The organism is Acinetobacter sp. Ver3 (genome assembly GCF_000632455.1).
Lineage (GTDB): Bacteria > Pseudomonadota > Gammaproteobacteria > Pseudomonadales > Moraxellaceae > Acinetobacter.
This window is the reverse complement of the sequence record NZ_JFYL01000061.1, coordinates 1-15,926: the sequence shown is the minus strand read 5'-3', so window position 1 is coordinate 15,926 and position 15,926 is coordinate 1. Positions and strand designations below refer to the sequence as shown.

General features: G+C 38.9%; 14 protein-coding genes, 2 tRNA genes and 1 pseudogene. 11 read left to right on the top strand and 6 right to left on the bottom strand.

Features of this window, described 5'->3' with window-relative positions; translation table 11 throughout:
* Positions 1 to 10: 10 nt before the first annotated feature.
* From CL42_RS13000 to rluD, 5 genes and pseudogenes are all read right to left on the bottom strand, one after another.
* On the bottom strand, positions 11 to 1,330 hold the full coding sequence (locus CL42_RS13000; RefSeq protein ID WP_155756995.1) for a hypothetical protein: 1,320 nt from the start codon (positions 1,328 to 1,330) through the stop codon (positions 11 to 13).
* Positions 1,331 to 1,567: 237 nt separating this feature from the next.
* A complete protein-coding gene (locus CL42_RS12995) occupies positions 1,568 to 2,830 on the bottom strand; it encodes a hypothetical protein (protein WP_228133287.1) in 1,263 nt (420 codons plus the stop codon).
* Between the two features lie 294 nt (positions 2,831 to 3,124).
* Positions 3,125 to 3,686, bottom strand: a pseudogene (locus CL42_RS12990) (flavodoxin family protein).
* Between the two features lie 29 nt (positions 3,687 to 3,715).
* Positions 3,716 to 4,465 (bottom strand): peptidoglycan editing factor PgeF, encoded by a 750-nt coding sequence (gene pgeF / locus CL42_RS12985; protein ID WP_035269301.1) that lies wholly within the window; start codon positions 4,463 to 4,465, stop codon positions 3,716 to 3,718.
* 17 nt (positions 4,466 to 4,482) lie between these two features.
* Positions 4,483 to 5,535 carry a 23S rRNA pseudouridine(1911/1915/1917) synthase RluD gene (gene rluD / locus CL42_RS12980; protein ID WP_035269298.1) on the bottom strand — a complete coding sequence of 351 codons (1,053 nt, stop codon included), beginning with the start codon at positions 5,533 to 5,535 and terminating at the stop codon, positions 4,483 to 4,485.
* 71 nt (positions 5,536 to 5,606) lie between these two features.
* Between rluD and CL42_RS12975 the strand changes: the two genes are divergently transcribed.
* Together CL42_RS12975 and CL42_RS12970 are read left to right on the top strand one after the other, a co-directional pair.
* On the top strand, positions 5,607 to 6,623 hold the full coding sequence (locus CL42_RS12975) for an outer membrane protein assembly factor BamD (protein ID WP_035269296.1): 1,017 nt from the start codon (positions 5,607 to 5,609) through the stop codon (positions 6,621 to 6,623).
* Positions 6,624 to 6,752: 129 nt separating this feature from the next.
* Positions 6,753 to 8,648: a DNA primase gene (locus tag CL42_RS12970; RefSeq protein WP_035269293.1), complete on the top strand. Its 1,896-nt coding sequence runs from the start codon at positions 6,753 to 6,755 to the stop codon at positions 8,646 to 8,648.
* Between the two features lie 23 nt (positions 8,649 to 8,671).
* On the opposite strand, the gene hemA is transcribed toward CL42_RS12970, so the two are convergent.
* Positions 8,672 to 9,955, bottom strand: coding sequence for a glutamyl-tRNA reductase (hemA, locus tag CL42_RS12965; RefSeq protein ID WP_035269290.1), 1,284 nt, complete (start codon positions 9,953 to 9,955; stop codon positions 8,672 to 8,674).
* Positions 9,956 to 10,031: 76 nt separating this feature from the next.
* On the opposite strand from hemA, the gene CL42_RS12960 reads away from it, so the two are divergent.
* The 9 genes from CL42_RS12960 (at position 10,032) to panD (ending at position 15,875) form a co-directional block, all read left to right on the top strand.
* On the top strand, positions 10,032 to 11,744 hold the full coding sequence (locus CL42_RS12960; protein ID WP_212771601.1) for a tetratricopeptide repeat protein: 1,713 nt from the start codon (positions 10,032 to 10,034) through the stop codon (positions 11,742 to 11,744).
* 6 nt (positions 11,745 to 11,750) lie between these two features.
* Entirely contained in the window at positions 11,751 to 12,335 is a 585-nt protein-coding gene (gene lolB, locus CL42_RS12955) for a lipoprotein insertase outer membrane protein LolB (RefSeq protein WP_035269289.1), read from the top strand.
* Positions 12,336 to 12,347: 12 nt separating this feature from the next.
* Positions 12,348 to 13,178: a 4-(cytidine 5'-diphospho)-2-C-methyl-D-erythritol kinase gene (ispE, locus tag CL42_RS12950; protein WP_035269285.1), complete on the top strand. Its 831-nt coding sequence runs from the start codon at positions 12,348 to 12,350 to the stop codon at positions 13,176 to 13,178.
* Between the two features lie 5 nt (positions 13,179 to 13,183).
* A tRNA-Gln gene (locus CL42_RS12945) sits at positions 13,184 to 13,258 on the top strand.
* 31 nt (positions 13,259 to 13,289) lie between these two features.
* Positions 13,290 to 13,364: transfer RNA gene (locus CL42_RS12940), tRNA-Gln, on the top strand.
* A 36-nt stretch (positions 13,365 to 13,400) separates the two neighbouring features.
* Positions 13,401 to 14,354: a ribose-phosphate pyrophosphokinase gene (locus CL42_RS12935; protein WP_035269283.1), complete on the top strand. Its 954-nt coding sequence runs from the start codon at positions 13,401 to 13,403 to the stop codon at positions 14,352 to 14,354.
* 98 nt (positions 14,355 to 14,452) lie between these two features.
* Entirely contained in the window at positions 14,453 to 14,749 is a 297-nt protein-coding gene (rplY, locus tag CL42_RS12930) for a 50S ribosomal protein L25 (protein ID WP_035269282.1), read from the top strand.
* 19 nt (positions 14,750 to 14,768) lie between these two features.
* Complete coding sequence (gene pth, locus CL42_RS12925) at positions 14,769 to 15,347, top strand: aminoacyl-tRNA hydrolase (RefSeq protein ID WP_035269278.1); 579 nt, start codon at positions 14,769 to 14,771, stop codon at positions 15,345 to 15,347.
* Between the two features lie 147 nt (positions 15,348 to 15,494).
* Complete coding sequence (gene panD / locus CL42_RS12920) at positions 15,495 to 15,875, top strand: aspartate 1-decarboxylase (RefSeq protein ID WP_035269276.1); 381 nt, start codon at positions 15,495 to 15,497, stop codon at positions 15,873 to 15,875.
* Positions 15,876 to 15,926: the final 51 nt, after the last annotated feature.

Genomic DNA, 15,926 nt, shown 5'->3' with positions numbered 1-15,926 from the left:
GTNTTTTTTATTAACAGAACCTTAAATTTCCATAACAGTTTGGAGCAAAAGTTTGATTTTTAAGTTGTAAATCTTTTAATGGAAAATTTACATTGGTATTCGGCAAATGAACATTTCCAACACCAAGTTTGTCACCAAACAAACAATCAAGTGCATTACAAGATGGAGGATTTCGGCTGATATAATCACTGATTGGTCCAACTACTTGTTTTAACACATCATTTGTAATATCAATACGCTTCTCAGGTGTAACATCTCCAATATTGATCGAATCATTAAATGCCATCCACCAACCTTGCTGTGCAGCAACATCAGCATTTGGCCACCAGATCTCACTATTTTGAACAGAGAGTGAGAATGGATTGTTTACAGGGATTTTATGAATTAAACCTAAGTTTTGATCTACCGTAATGTTGGCTTTTAAGCCCGTAATGTTACCACTGACCTCTTTTTGCAAATTCAGCAATCCTACCCCTAGCACTTGGATATTGGCCTTGAGATCACCACCAAAATTCAACTGATTAATATTGGCAACACCTGTCAGTTGCGCAGAACTCATTCGAGTACCAGATACCGTAGTGCCATTGATTTGAATTGGTGCTGTCGTTTCTTGTAATGCTAGATTATAACTATCCGATTTAAAATCGAGTGTCAAAGTAGGTGCAATAATACAAATCAAACAAATTCTTGCATTCACTTTTCCATCGATAGTTTGACCAGTATCAGCATAAGTCATACTTCGAGCATTAGTATAGCCCATACCCTGAGTGGGATTAATTTTTAAATAACCACTGAGTGAGTTAATACCATTCGGTTTATCAGAGTTTTCATCACCAAGCGTCAGTAAACCTAATACTTTTTCAGCACTGAGACGCAAACCCACAACTTCTCGAGTTGATGCAGATGTTGGATTTTTTACCGCAAACTCTAAAAATGGATTGGTTAGCTTGGCCGAAGAACCCGCACGACCCTCTCTAGTGTCTGACATACCACTCAAACTCAGATTTTCGATATCAATATCACATCCACCTGCTCCATTAATACCACCACAGCCAAGTTGTAAATGCTTAATATTTGCATTGAGTTCTATATCTGCTTCCATTCCAAGCTTATAAAAGCCAACGCCTTTACCTCGCATATTGTTTGCCCCGTCATTGGGATCAATATAACTCATACTTAATAAAGCTTGACCGTTTGTCGCAGATAACTCTTCATCAGTCATCATTTTTAAATCATTCTGAATGTTATTAGCAGTTGCAGACAAAGGAATCAACACTAAGCAAGATGTTGATAAAATCAATTTGATAGAAACAAGTAAACTCTTCAACATTAGAGTCTCCGTATTATTTTTATTCAGGCTTAATCCATAAGCAACAGCATTACTATCTATAAATTAATGAAAAAAATAAAGAGGCTCAAAACTTGACTTAACGAATTGAAATAGAGAAATAATAATAAAATTGAATATTTTTAGAGACTTACATCACAATCAACAGTATCAATATGTGATGTAAATAATCATTTATCCGATGAAATGCGAACTCAAAAACTCAAGTACATCACCTATTTAACAGAATCTTAAATTTCCATAACAGTTTGGAGCAAAGGTTTGATTTTTTAGTTGCAAGTCTTTTAATGGAAAATTCACACTTGTATTCGGTAAATTGACATTACCTACACCTAACTTATCCCCAAAAAGACAATTCAAGACAGTACATTCGATGGGATTTCGAGTAATGTATTCACCAATAGGTCCAACCACTTGTTTTAATACATCATTAGTAATATCAATACGTTTCTCAGGTGTAACATCCCCAATATCAATTGAATCATTAAATGCCATCCACCAACCTTGCTTTGCGGCAACATCAGCATTTGGCCACCAGACCTCACTATTTTGTAGAGAAAGTGAAAATGGGTTGTTGAGCATGATTTTATGGATAAAGCCTAGGTTTTGATCAACAGTAATATTGGCTTTTAAACCTGTAATATTTCCAGTCACTTCTTTTTGTAAATTTAATAACCCAAGAGATACATTTAAGGAAGCCTTTAAATCACCATCAAAGTACAGTGGATTGATATGCGCGATACCACTTAACCTTGCAGAGTTCATTCGAGTGCCAGATATCACAGCACCATTCAGTGTTAATGGAGCTGAGGTTTCTTGTAACGCGAGGTTGTAATCATCAGATTTAAATCCTAATGGAATCCCTAAACATCCCAAGATTGGTATACAAATGTTTGGCTTTACTCTCCCATCGATCGTTAAATTAGTATCGCTATAGGACATATTACGAGCATTGGTATAAGCCATACCTTGGGTCGGATTAATTTTTAAATAACCACTGAGTGAGTTAATGCCATTCGGTTTGTCAGAGTTTTCATCACCAAGCGTCAGCAAACCTAATACTTTTTCAGCACTGAGACGCAATCCAACGACTTCTCGCGTTGATGCCGATGTTGGATTTTTTACCGCAAACTCTAAAAATGGATTGGTTAACTTGGCTGAAGAACCTGCACGACCTTCTCTGGTGTCTGACACACCACTCAAACTCAGATTTTCAATATCAATGTCACATCCACCTGCTCCATTAATACCACCACAGCCAAGTTGTAAATGCTTAATATTTGCATTGAGCTCTATATCTGCTTCCATTCCGAGTTTATAAAAGCCAACGCCTTTACCTCGCATATTGTTTGCCCCATCATTGGGATCGATATAACTCATACTTAATAAAGCTTGACCAGAAATGTCAGACAACTCCCGATCGTCCAATTTTTCCATGGTTGTTTGAGCGTGCACCAGTGGTGATAACATGAGAACAAACATTAAAACAGCTGAATTGAACCCAATATTTTTTGAAGTGTAGGTCATGAATGACTCCAAACCTTGTAATTTTTAGGCAACCAAGTCCAATGGCGCACGTTTTTTATTCGATGATTAATTATAATTATTTTTAAAATTTAATATGAAATATTTAACACTATTTTGTAATTAATTGATCAGCTCTTTGTCTGAATAAACAATTATAAATTTAATTTCAACAACCTAGTTAACTTCACTTCATTTCATCATTACATTTCAAGCGAGCAATAAATAATTAAATTAGATGAAAATGATTTTTTAATCCATGCAATTTAACCTGAATACGGTATTCGCTAAATGTTCACCAAACCATGTGGCCGTTTCAATATCCCCACTCGGAGGTGTTACCTCCACAGGCGCATTATCAGACTGCGTCATGAGTCCCCAAAAAACTAGACATACGATTGAGATCTTGATGCGATCTACCTGTAGACATTAGCGGTAGTACAGACCAAATCATGCCATGTTGCATTGCAAAAAGATTGATATGCTGAAGCACAGCCAACTTATATCCACTTAATCCTCAACCATTTGTGAAACCAGCTGCCAATTTGCCCTGCTATGTTCTCGCTAGCCAACGCTTTGAAGATTGCTCCATAAATAATTTCAACGCTGAGGTTAGACTTCCCATATAAGTAGGACAGCCAAATACAATAGATTCAGCTTGATCAAGCAACTCCCAGTTCACGTCTGTAACATTGATGAGCAATACCTCAATATTGAGTTTTTGTGCACCAATGGCGATATGTTCGGCGACTTTCTGAGTGTGACCAAATGGGCTGTGATAAACGATAGCGATGCTTTTACGAAATTTGGTCATGGTATGAAACTTTGAAAAATCAAATGAGTTTATTGATTACTGTGCATAAATACGAATGTTGCCATGCGACCAGTTTTGGAATTACGGCGATGAGAATAATATGTTTGATCCTCCGTGTAACTGCACCGCTCACCTCCAAGAACCTGTTCCACCCCTAAACTTTTCAATATATGGCGAGCAATCGCATACAGATCTGCGTAATACTTACCCTCTAGATCTCCCTTTTGAAATGCTGAACTTAATTCTGGAATCCTATCGCAGAATGTGTGCATTACTTCTTCACCCACTTCAAAGCATGGCTGACTAATTGCCGCACCTAACCACGCCCAAGAGGGTTGAGTGCTCATGGCATTGACTGTATTTTCAATAATGCCATTTGCCAATCCTCGCCAACCTGCATGCAAATTAGCGACTTCAGTACCATCTTTGTTACCGAGAACCACCGGTAAACAATCTGCCGTCATCATCATTAATGCATGTTGTTTTTGCTGTGTCACTAAACCATCGCCATTTAGGGCGTGTAAGCTCATGTCATCATTTACAACGTGACAGATTGTACTGTGCGTTTGGTTCATCCAAGTTAATCGATTCACCCCATAGACTGAAAAGTCATTTAACAAGCTCATTCTATGCCGATGAACACGTTCTGGTTGATCATTTACATGCAACGCCAAGTTAAAACCTTCTAAATCAGTCTGTGGTGTTTTCAGTGCGTGAGGGTGACTCAATTCTGTTTGTCCTACCACGACACCTTTGGGCAAACCTTGCACAATTTGCATGTAAACTTTCCTTTAATTTAGTAAGCCTTATTTTCCGTACGAAGAGTCTCAAGTAATGCTGTGAAATCTTCAGGCCATGGTGCTTCAAACATCATTTCTTCACCTGTCCGTGGATGTACTAACCCCAATTTTGATGCATGAAGTGCTTGACGTCTAAACTCTCGTAAATGAGTAGCAAGTTTTTCCGAAGCACCCGCAGGTACTTTGACACGACTGACATACACTGGATCACCGACCAAAGGAAAACCAATATAAGTGAAATGAACACGAATCTGATGAGTACGTCCAGTTTCTAATTGTGCTTGAACACGTGTGAAATTTTGGAATCTTTCTTTCACATTATAGTGAGTCACGGCATCACGACCACCTGGTAAGATCGCCATTTTTACACGATCTACAGGATGACGTTTAATCGGCTCATCAATTTTACCGCCTGCAATAATATTGCCATAACAAATTAAATCATAAATTCGATAAACTGATTTTTTCGCTAACTGTTTACTTAAGGAAAATTGAGCTTCTAAATTTTTAGCTACAACCAAGAGACCACTAGTATCTTTATCGATACGGTGTACTAGACCAGCTCGAGATAATTCTGCTGATTTAGGAAAATGATACAACAGTGCATTAACCAAAGTACCATTCGGGTTTCCTGCGCCAGGATGTACAACCATCCCCACTGGCTTGTTAATGACTAAGATGTCATCATCTTCATAAATAATATCTAAAGGGATATTTTCAGGTTGACTGGTGACTTGGGCTTCAAGCTCTACATCAAGCGTGAGTAGCTCATTCCCTTCACTTTTATATTTTGGTTTCACAACTTGACCATTTACCAACAAATGACCATCCTTCAACCATTGTTTCAATTTTTCACGCGAAAATTCGTTCCAAGCGAGCGCAGCAACTTGGTCTATTCGCTGACCAAGAGAACTCTCATCCACTTGAAATTGCAACGATAAACGTGTTGCAGTTGGGGCTGAAGTATGGTTATCTGCATCCTCAGAATCTTCAAGTAAATTGATGTCGATTTCTGGGAAATTAGAATTAGAAGTTTGTGCTGAAGTCATTTGCTCATTCGGACAAAAGTGGTTTAATAGTGCAATTGTAGCCTATTGCCCGTATAAACAGAGGAATTTTTATGTCGCTACCACGTTATAAAGTTACGATGCTTGCTTTATCGCTAGGCTTAGCAGCAACATTTGTGGGCTGTAGTAGTAATCCCAAGAAGGATGTTGTAGATACTGGACCTAAATCAACCGAACAATCTTATTTCGATAAAGCACAAAAAGCATTAGATCGTGGTCAATATAGCGATGCAGCACAATCATTAGAAGCAATTGAAACTTATTACCCTACAGGTCAATATACTCAACAAGCTCAACTCGATCTTTTATATGCTCGTTTTCAACAAAAAGACTATGAAGCTGTTATTGCGCTAGCAGACCGTTTTATTCGTTTAAATCCTCAACATCCTAATGTTGATTATGCTTACTATGTTCGTGGTGTGGCGAATATGGAGCAAAACTATGATGGTCTTATCCGCTATACATCACTCCAACAGGCTCATCGTGATGTCAGCTATTTAAAAGTTGCATATCAAAATTTTGTTGATTTCATTCGTCGTTTCCCAAGTAGTCAGTATGCTGTAGATGCTGCTCAGCGCATGAAATTTATTGGTCAAGAACTTGCTGAAAGTGAAATGAATGCGGCTCGCTTTAACTTAAAGCGTAAAGCTTGGCTTGCAGCAGTTGAGCGTGGACAATGGGTTATGGAACATTTCCCTCAAACACCTCAAGTACCAGAAGCGCTTGCAACGATTGCTTACGGATACGATAAACTCGGTGACAAGGCAACATCTCAACAATACGTTGAAGTGCTAAAGCTAAACTACCCTCATCTTGTGAAGTCTAATGGTGAGGTCGATTTACGCGCAGCACGTAAAGATGGAAGTTGGTTAAATCGTGCAACCTTGGGTATTTTAGGTCGTGAAGCACGCAGCCAAACAACGGCAGAAGTATCAGCAGAGCAATCTGACAACACCAATACACAACCCGGTTTATTGAATCGCTTAAGCTTTGGCTTGCTTGGTAATAAAGATCACAATGTGGAAAGTGCGCCAGCAAATGAAAGTATGTACGACCCACAGCGTCAATAATCCATTCTTACGAATCAAAAAAGGTGGGATTACCCACCTTTTTTATTGCATGGCTTTATTTATCGTCTTAAGTGTTTAGGATAGACTTAATTCAATCACTTTATTCCTCATTCTTTTGGCTTTTTAATTATGGCAATTCCACAATATACGATTGATCAAATTTTAGATCGAACTGACATCGTCGATCTTATTGGCCAACGTGTGAAATTAAAAAAGTCAGGTCGTACCTATTCAGGCTGTTGTCCTTTTCATCAAGAGAAAACACCTTCTTTTCACGTCTACCGTGATAAGCAATATTTCCACTGTTTCGGTTGCCAAGCCAATGGAAATGCAATTCGCTTTATGATGGATATTGATAATCGCAATTTCATCGAGGTGATTAAAGACCTGGCAAGCCAAACCGGTATCGAATTACCTAAAGACAATCAAGACAATAAAAAACTCTCATACAAGAGAGAACCTATTAAACCTAACCAAGAAAAGCAACCGCAGGCACCCATTGAAGCAGATGCAGCAGAAATCATTTCTCCGCCTACTTCAGCTTTTGATGTAGATCCTTTTGAAGCATTTCAAAACTATGAATTCGATGAGTATCAATTTAATACAGATGACTTGAATTCAGTTGAGGTCGCACCTGAAGGTAATTTATACGATCTTCTTGAAAATGTTGCTTTATTTTATGAAAAACAACTTCCAAATAGCCAAATTGCGCAACAGTATTTTCAGCGACGCGGACTAAGTGATACCACGATTAAGTATTGGCGATTAGGTTATGCCCCAGAAGATTGGCAACATCTTGAAAAAGCATTTCCGCAAGATATTGAAGGATTAAAACTACTCGGTTTGATCAGAACCAGTGATTCTGGTCGTGATTTTGATCTACTACGAGAACGTGTCATTTTTCCTATACGTGATGCAAAAGGTCGCGTTGTCGGATTTGGTGGACGAGCATTGAATGACGAGATCAAACCCAAATATATCAACTCGCCAGACTCTGAAGTTTTCCATAAAAACCAACTACTCTATGGCTTATATGAAGGTCGTAAGCTCAAAGCCAATCATTGGTTAATGGTTGAAGGTTACATGGATGTCATCGCATTACAGCAAGCTGGCATTCCTGGCGCAGTTGCCACCTTGGGGACGGCGAGCAATGCTGATCATTTGAATCTATTATTTAAACAAAACAATCAGTTAACTATTGCTTTTGATGGTGATTCGGCTGGTCAAAAAGCAGCTCGACGCACTTTAGAAATTGCACTTCCCCTCTTAAATGATGGTCGTGAACTGAAATTTTTTATTCTACCTGCGGAGCATGATCCTGACTCATTAGTTCGTAAGGAAGGTGTTGAAACTTTCAATCGACTTTGGCAACAATCACCACTCTTATCTGAGTTTGCTTTTTCACTGCTCAGTCAACAATATCAAATCAATACACCTGAAGGTAAAAGTCAGGTCATGGCTGAGCTAAATCAACTCACCAATCTGATGCCTAATCAAGGTTCGTATCGCTATTTGATTCGTCAATATTTCAAAGAAAAATTAGGATTCAATAAAAAGTGGCAACCTCAAGTGAGTCTTGACGCTTCATTATCATTTAATATTCGCACACGAGATGAAGATTTCGCAGTCGCAATGTTAATGTACCATCCATTTCTTTATATTCATTTTGAAGTATTACGTGCAGTGATTCCTGAAGATGAATTGCTTGCAAAAGTATTAAAAATTTTTAATGTCATTTTTGATGACCTGCCAGACGACCAAGAGCTAGCGAGTTATTATATTTTGGGTGCTTGTAGCCCATTTCATCATGAACTCTCTGAGATTTTAAAACGTACCAATATTCAAACACTCACTGAAGCCCCTGAAATGGCTGATAAACTTGCCTCAGAATACTCGCTTTCACTTCAAGAAAAATATCTGAGAATCAAATTTAAAGCAGCAAAATCATTAAACGAGTCTAAAAACTTAAGACAACAACTGAATGAGCTAACCAAAAAAATTGGACTACGCTTACTACATGAATAAATAAAAGCGGTCAGTGACCGCTTTTATTTTTTTAGTTTTCGCTGAGCACTAAAAATATCTTCTAAATGTTCTTTAATCGTTTCATAGACATCAGGATTTTCATCTTTAGCGACTTCTCTGAGTAAGATGGATGTAGGATGTAATAGCTTTTGCGTCAAACGATGCGCCATTTCCTGCATGACAATGGCTGCATCATCGCCAGAGGCTAAACGATCTAATGCATGGTTTAATTCAAATGCTTTAACTTCTTCTCCATGAGCCCGATACTCACTAATAGTCGCTCCAGCTTGTGAAACTTTCTGCTGAGTCACCAATTGTGTTGCTAATTGGTTGACCATCACTTCAGCTTCAACAGCGGCTTGGCGTCGCTGCGCTAAGTTTTCGTCAATGACACCTTGAAGATCGTCCACCCCATAAAGGTAAACACCATCCAAACTTTCAACCTTAGACTCAATATCGCGAGGAACAGCCAAATCGACCATCAACATTTGACGGTAACGACGTTTTTTGAGTGCTGACTTAACATCTTGATAGGAAATGACCTGATGTAAACTTCCTGTACAACTTGAAATCACATCAGCGCGATGTAAATTTTGAGCTAAATCAACAAAAGGAATAATTTCTACCGCAACACGATGTGATATTTCTTGCGCCAAAATTTCCGCCCGTTCCTGACCACGGTTACAAATTAAAATTTTAGCAACGCCCATTTCAGCCAAGTGCTTTGCAACCAAGCTATTCATTTCACCTGCTGCAACCACCATGACGGTTAATTGTTCAGGCTTACTAAAAACTTGTAGTGCTAACTGTGCTACCGCATAACCCATGGATACAGCATGACTACCGACCGCTGTTTCTGAACGCACTTTCTTAGCAGCATAAAATGCATATTCGAAAATACGATTTAAATTTTGTGAAACAACTTCAGACTCTTTTGCTAAATTAAGTGCAGACTTAACTTGCCCCATAATCTGAGGCTCTCCAAGCATGAGTGAATCTAATCCTGATGCAACACGCATCAAATGTGTCACAGCATCTGTATTTTCATAACGGTAAATATGATTTTGTAATTGTTTTACATCAATGCCATTTTTTTGAGCGAGCCAATTTAATACCATGTCCGCATTATCGGCGATGGCGTAGACTTCAGTACGATTACAGGTTGACACCACAACCATATCGTTCAGCTGGTCATGGTGACTTTGTTCAGTCAACAATAGTTTTAACTTTTCAGGGTTAAAAGCAACTTGCTCTCGTAATTCAACTGAGGCTGTTTGATGGTTGACACCCAATGCAAAGAAAGACATATCAGATCATCAATTCGCTAAATTTATGCTATTGTGCAATAACGGTGTCATAAAAAGCAGTACTTGGATAAAAAAATTGCGTCAAACAATGAGCCGCACAACCGGCATAACAATTCGACAGTATTCTACCACACTCTTGTTAGTGAGTAGCATGACTTACAGTGCTCATATTAGAGCATCTGGAGAATTTTACCATGCCAATTTAAATCATAAAGTTTTACAACAGGCGATGGTTGCAGAATTTGCTTTAGCTGCACATGACACACCGACTGCTTTACACAACTATACCGTACTTGCAATCCAAACCAGTTCAACAGCTTTAAAACAACGTGCACTTAACGTTGCACTCGAACAAAACGACTTACAAGCCGCTTTAGATATTGCAACCCATTGGGTCGTGCAAGAACCCAAAGATGTACCTGCAAAATTCTATCTTGCGCATATCGCATTAAAGTCACACGAATATGAACTTGCTGCTGATGTGCTCGATGATATTTTAAATTTAGATCCTGAATCAGATTTAGAACAAATTCTTGAAGGAATTTCTCCGGAATCCCCTGAGGATCGAGCATATTTATTAAACACTTTGCGTAATAGTAAAACGCGTAACAATCCTTCAATTCTCGTTTTGATTGCGAGTTTACAAGCACAAAATAATGAAATCGAAAATGCCTTAATTACTTTAAATAAAGCATTAAAAAAACGCCCCAAATCAACAGGGTTTATCTTACTGAAAGCCAACTTACTCATGGCTTTAGGCGACGAAGAAGAGACGCTAAAATGGTTTGAAAAAAGTGCTCGTAAAAATCGTAATAATTTAGAGCTCAGTCTGGCTGAAATCCGCTACTTAATTAAACTGAATAAAAATGAACAGGCGTTAAGCAAATTAAAACGCATCATAAAAAAATGGCCTGATTCGGAAGAAGCTCTTTTTATCGCTGGTCTAACCTCAATTGATCTCAAAGAATATGAGCTTGCTGAACAGTATTTGGTCGAACTACGTGCATCTGGACAGTATCAAAATGATGCTTATTTTTATTTGGCATTAAATGCTGAACGAAAACAACATTTTGAAACAGCTAAAGCTTATTATCGACTTGTAGATGGTAATTTATATATGGTTTCTAGACGAAATCTAATTTCAATCTATGACAAACAAAATCGCTTAAGTGATGCGCTGCGCTTTCTGACTCAGGAACGGGTGAATTACCCCCAACATGCGAGTTTCTTATATCAAGCACAAGCTGAAATACTCAAAAAAATGGGCAATAACAAAGCTGCCTTGGGCTTACTCAAAGAAGCGGCTAAAAACTTAACTGATGACCCTGAAATTTTATATTCTCAAGTCTTATTACTTGATCCATTTACGGATCGCGATCAATTAGATGAATTGCTTAAAAAATTACTCACGATCGAACCCAATAGTCCAACATATCTGAATGCGTATGCATATACTCTGGCGTTGCAAAATCGTCGTTTAGATGAGGCGAGACAATATGCCGAACAAGCTTTAGACAATGCCCCAGAACAAGCATCTATCTTAGATACCTTAGGCTATATCTGCTTTCTTCAAAACGATTTTGACACTTCCACCCGTGTACTTGCGAAAGCATATCAACTCAGCCAAAGTCCAAATATCGGCATTCGATATGCTAAATCGCTTTATATGCTGGGTTCACTGGAAGAATTTAGCCAAGTGTTACATCAACTCCATCAAAATCATCCAAATCATCCTCAATTGGATCAACTCGATAGTTTATTGTTGCCACAAAATATCAAAAAGAGTTAATACTGTATGATCTTAAATTTAAAATCATTATTGCTGATTGCCACAAGTAGTGCGCTTCTTGGGTTAACTGGCTGTCAAGCAATTCAAACTCAACCATCACCGCCAACAACGCAAAACCTTGTACAATCAAATCAATTTAATCTTCAGGGTAAAATTGGCGTTAAGACCCCCAAGCAATCAGGCAGTGCTTTTTTTACTTGGCAACAGCAAGATGAACAGTTTGATATCGAGTTAAGCGGAATTCTTGGAGTCGGTAAAACTCAAATCTCAGGTCAACCTGGTCAAGTGACACTGAACAGTGCCAAAACTGGTGAAATTACAGCCAACTCACCTGAAGAGTTATTGTTTCGTGCAACAGGTTGGGAAGCACCAATTACTTATTTAGTCGATTGGGTACAAGCTAAGCAAGCGACTGAAGAAGCTGAAATTCAAAAAGACGAATCGATGCGAATCAGTGAAATTAAAGAACAAGGTTGGCATATTCAATTATCTTACAACGGTCAATCTACACAACCAAACCGTTTGATTTTAAAGCAACAACTTGAAGATGGAACTGAAAATCGTATTACAATGGTAATTCAAAATCGTTAAGTTTGATTATTTATGATTCGTGTACCCTCCCCTGCAAAACTGAATTTGTTTTTACACATTACGGGGCGCCGTGAAAATGGTTACCATGAGTTGCAAACTATTTTTCAGTTGATAGATCTTTGTGATTGGATGGAATTTACTCCAATCTCTAACCAATCTATCTCCATTTCAGGCCTATCAGAAGTAAGTCTTGAACAAAATTTGATTTATCGTGCAATGATGATGCTGAAACCCTATGCCAAAAGTGAAAAATTAGGCATTCATGTCAACATCGAAAAAAATATACCGATGGGTGCAGGACTCGGTGGTGGCTCTTCAAATGCGGCTACCGCGTTATTAATCATGAATCAACTTTGGCAATGTGGCTTAAATCGTGATCAATTAGCAGAAATTGGTGTACAACTGGGTGCTGATGTTCCCATCTTCATCCATGGTCGTAATGCATGGGCAGAAGGTATTGGTGAACACTTAACATTCATAGACTTAGATCAAAAACAATACATTGTGTTAAAACCTGACTGTTTTATCAGCACTCAACTGCTTTTTTCACAAAAATCGTTGACAAGAGACACGAAGACCTCTAAATTTTGCGCCTATCAGATAAAGCCATCTGATTTCAGAAATAACTTTGAACCTCTGGCAAGAAGTCTATATGCTGAAGTCGATGAAGCAATGCAATATTTAGATCAGTTCGGTGTTGCAAAACTTACAGGTACAGGTGCTTGTGTTTTTACTGAAGTAACGACTGAAATGAACATTGATGACATTCTTGCTCATTCACCTTGTAAAGCTTACTTAGTGAATAGTTTAGAACAATCACCATTGAATCAAATCATCGTTTAAATGATAGGGGCGTCGCCAAGTGGTAAGGCAGCGGGTTTTGATCTCGCCATCCGTTGGTTCGAATCCAGCCGCCCCTGCCATCATTTTCACCTGTAAGATGTATCGTGTTTTAGGGGCGTCGCCAAGTGGTAAGGCAGCGGGTTTTGATCTCGCCATCCGTTGGTTCGAATCCAGCCGCCCCTGCCATCTCATTCTATACATTTCAACCGCCAAGGGTGCTTCATGCCCAATCTTGTCGTTTTTAGTGGAACTGCGCATCCACAATTCGCCCAAAAAGTCGTTAGCCACTTGCATATCCCTCTAGGTGCTGCATCTGTAGGTCAATTCTCTGATGGTGAAATCGCTGTCGAAATCACTGAGAATGTCCGTGGTAAAGACGTATTCATCGTTCAGCCTACTTGTGCTCCAACTAATGATAACCTTATGGAAATCTTAGTAATGGCAGATGCATTGCGTCGTGCAAGTGCTGGTCGTATCACTGCTGTGATTCCTTATTTCGGTTATGCTCGCCAAGACCGTCGTCCTCGTTCTTCACGTGTTCCAATTACTGCAAAAGTGGTAGCAGATATGCTAACAACTGTAGGTATTGACCGTGTTGTGATGATCGATCTTCATGCTGACCAAATTCAAGGTTTCTTCGACATCCCTGTAGACAACATTTACGGTACGCCAGCGCTTTTAGCTGACTTACGTCAACAGTCTCATGACAACCTTATGGTTGTTTCGCCAGACGTTGGTGGTGTTGTTCGTGCTCGTGCTGTTGCGAAACAAATGGGCGATATCGATTTAGCTATCATCGACAAACGTCGTCAAAAAGCAAATGAATCACAAGTGATGCATTTGATTGGTGATGTTAAAGATCGCGACTGTGTGATCGTTGATGACATGGTTGATACAGCTGGTACTTTATGTAAAGCCGCTGATGCATTGAAGACTTTTGGTGCGCGTCGTGTCGTAGCATATGCTACTCACCCTGTTTTATCTGGTAAAGCGATCGAGAATTTGAAAAACTCTGTTATCGACGAACTTGTTGTGACAGATACAATTCCGCTTTCAGAAGAGGCTTTAGCTCTTGGTAAGATTCGCCAAGTTTCAGTTGCGAGTATGGTTGCTGAAACAATTCGTCGTATTAACAACGAAGAATCTATTAGCGCAATGTTTGATTCTTATCTATAATAGAGCGCTAAAATTTTAAAGCCCTGCCTTTTGGTAGGGCTTTCTATCACTAGATCGGTCGCAGATCTAGTTCACTTAACTTAAATAGGATGTCTCTCATGGCAAACTTCGTATTAAATGCAGTAGCACGTGAAGAAGCAGTACAAGGGAAAGGTGCGAGCCGCCGCCTTCGTCTTCAATCTAAAGTTCCTGCTATCATCTATGGTGGTGATGCTGCACCTGTAGCAATTACACTTGAGCTTCGTCAGCTTGTTAAATACTTAGAAGACAACGCTTTCTTTGAAGAAGTAATTGAAATTGATGTTGATGGTAAAGTTGAAAGCGTTAAAATCCAAGCTTTACAACGTCACCCAGCTAAAAACACTCCAATGCACGCTGACTTCAAACGCGCATAAGTGTTGATGGTGTAAATTAGTGTCTCATATTTCACTGATTGTTGGTTTGGGCAACCCTGGTAAAGAGTATGCTCAAACCCGCCATAATGCAGGCTTCTGGTATGTAGAACGTCTTGCAGAACAATATGGCATAACACTTAAAAATGACCCTAAGTTTAATGGATTAAGTGGTCGCGGTAATGTAGAAGGACAAGATGTTCGACTTTTATTACCTTCAACCTTTATGAACCGTTCTGGTCAAAGTGTTGTACCCTTCGCAAAATTCTACCAAATCTCTCCAGAAGCAATGCTTATTGCTCACGATGAACTTGATATGGATCCAGGTATCATTCGCCTCAAAACGGGTGGTGGTCATGGTGGTCATAACGGTTTACGTGACATTGTTCCTCATACTGGCCCTAACTTCCATCGTTTACGTATTGGAATTGGACACCCTGGATCAAAAGACCGTGTATCAGGTCATGTTCTAGGTAAAGCACCCTCAAGTGAACAAACGCTCATTGACGATGCAATTCATCACGCACTAAGTCGTACAAAATTATTAGTGAATGGTGAAATTCAGCAGGCAATGAATCAAATAAATGCCTACAAGCCGTAGTTGATAAATTTAATTTTTGTTCAACAATTTTTCTTGCCACGATGAAAATTTGAGGGCAAAATGCGCTTTCAAATGCTTCACCCAAATTAAAAAACTGTTGTTTCTAGATAATAAAACAATCTTAGAACAACTCAGGAGACGCTTCCCATGCTATCTCGTTTATTAAAAGCTAAAATCCACCGTGCAGTTGTAACACAAGCTGAACTTCATTATGAAGGTTCATGTGCAATTGATGGTGTATTACTAGATTTAGCTGGTATTCGTGAATATGAAGAAATTCATATTTGGAATGTAACTAATGGCAAGCGTTTTACAACTTACGCAATCCGTGGTGAAGAAAACTCAGGCATTATTTCTGTAAATGGTGGTGCTGCTCACCAAGCAGATTTAGGTGACATTATTATTATCGCGACTTTCGGTGATTTTACTGTTGCAGAAGCTGATGCACATAAACCACGTTTGGTTTATGCAAATCCAGATAACACTGTGAATCACACAGCAAATTGTATTCCTGTCCAAGTTGCTTAATGATTGACTAAAAACTCGCTTACTTTAGCGAGTTTTTTTATAACAAATTAT

Excerpts from the sequence above, each read along its gene's own strand:
- CL42_RS12970 (WP_035269293.1), top strand. The coding sequence starts at position 6,753 with ATGGCAATTCCACAATATACGATTGATCAAATTTTAGATCGAACTGAC.
- lolB (WP_035269289.1), top strand. The coding sequence starts at position 11,751 with ATGATCTTAAATTTAAAATCATTATTGCTGATTGCCACAAGTAGTGCG.
- pgeF (WP_035269301.1), bottom strand. The coding sequence starts at position 4,465 with ATGCAAATTGTGCAAGGTTTGCCCAAAGGTGTCGTGGTAGGACAAACA.
- CL42_RS12975 (WP_035269296.1), top strand. The coding sequence starts at position 5,607 with ATGTCGCTACCACGTTATAAAGTTACGATGCTTGCTTTATCGCTAGGC.
- CL42_RS12935 (WP_035269283.1), top strand. The coding sequence starts at position 13,401 with ATGCCCAATCTTGTCGTTTTTAGTGGAACTGCGCATCCACAATTCGCC.
- CL42_RS13000 (WP_155756995.1), bottom strand. The coding sequence starts at position 1,330 with ATGTTGAAGAGTTTACTTGTTTCTATCAAATTGATTTTATCAACATCT.
- panD (WP_035269276.1), top strand. The coding sequence starts at position 15,495 with ATGCTATCTCGTTTATTAAAAGCTAAAATCCACCGTGCAGTTGTAACA.
- CL42_RS12995 (WP_228133287.1), bottom strand. The coding sequence starts at position 2,830 with ATGTTTGTTCTCATGTTATCACCACTGGTGCACGCTCAAACAACCATG.
- hemA (WP_035269290.1), bottom strand. The coding sequence starts at position 9,955 with ATGTCTTTCTTTGCATTGGGTGTCAACCATCAAACAGCCTCAGTTGAA.
- rluD (WP_035269298.1), bottom strand. The coding sequence starts at position 5,535 with ATGACTTCAGCACAAACTTCTAATTCTAATTTCCCAGAAATCGACATC.
- ispE (WP_035269285.1), top strand. The coding sequence starts at position 12,348 with ATGATTCGTGTACCCTCCCCTGCAAAACTGAATTTGTTTTTACACATT.
- rplY (WP_035269282.1), top strand. The coding sequence starts at position 14,453 with ATGGCAAACTTCGTATTAAATGCAGTAGCACGTGAAGAAGCAGTACAA.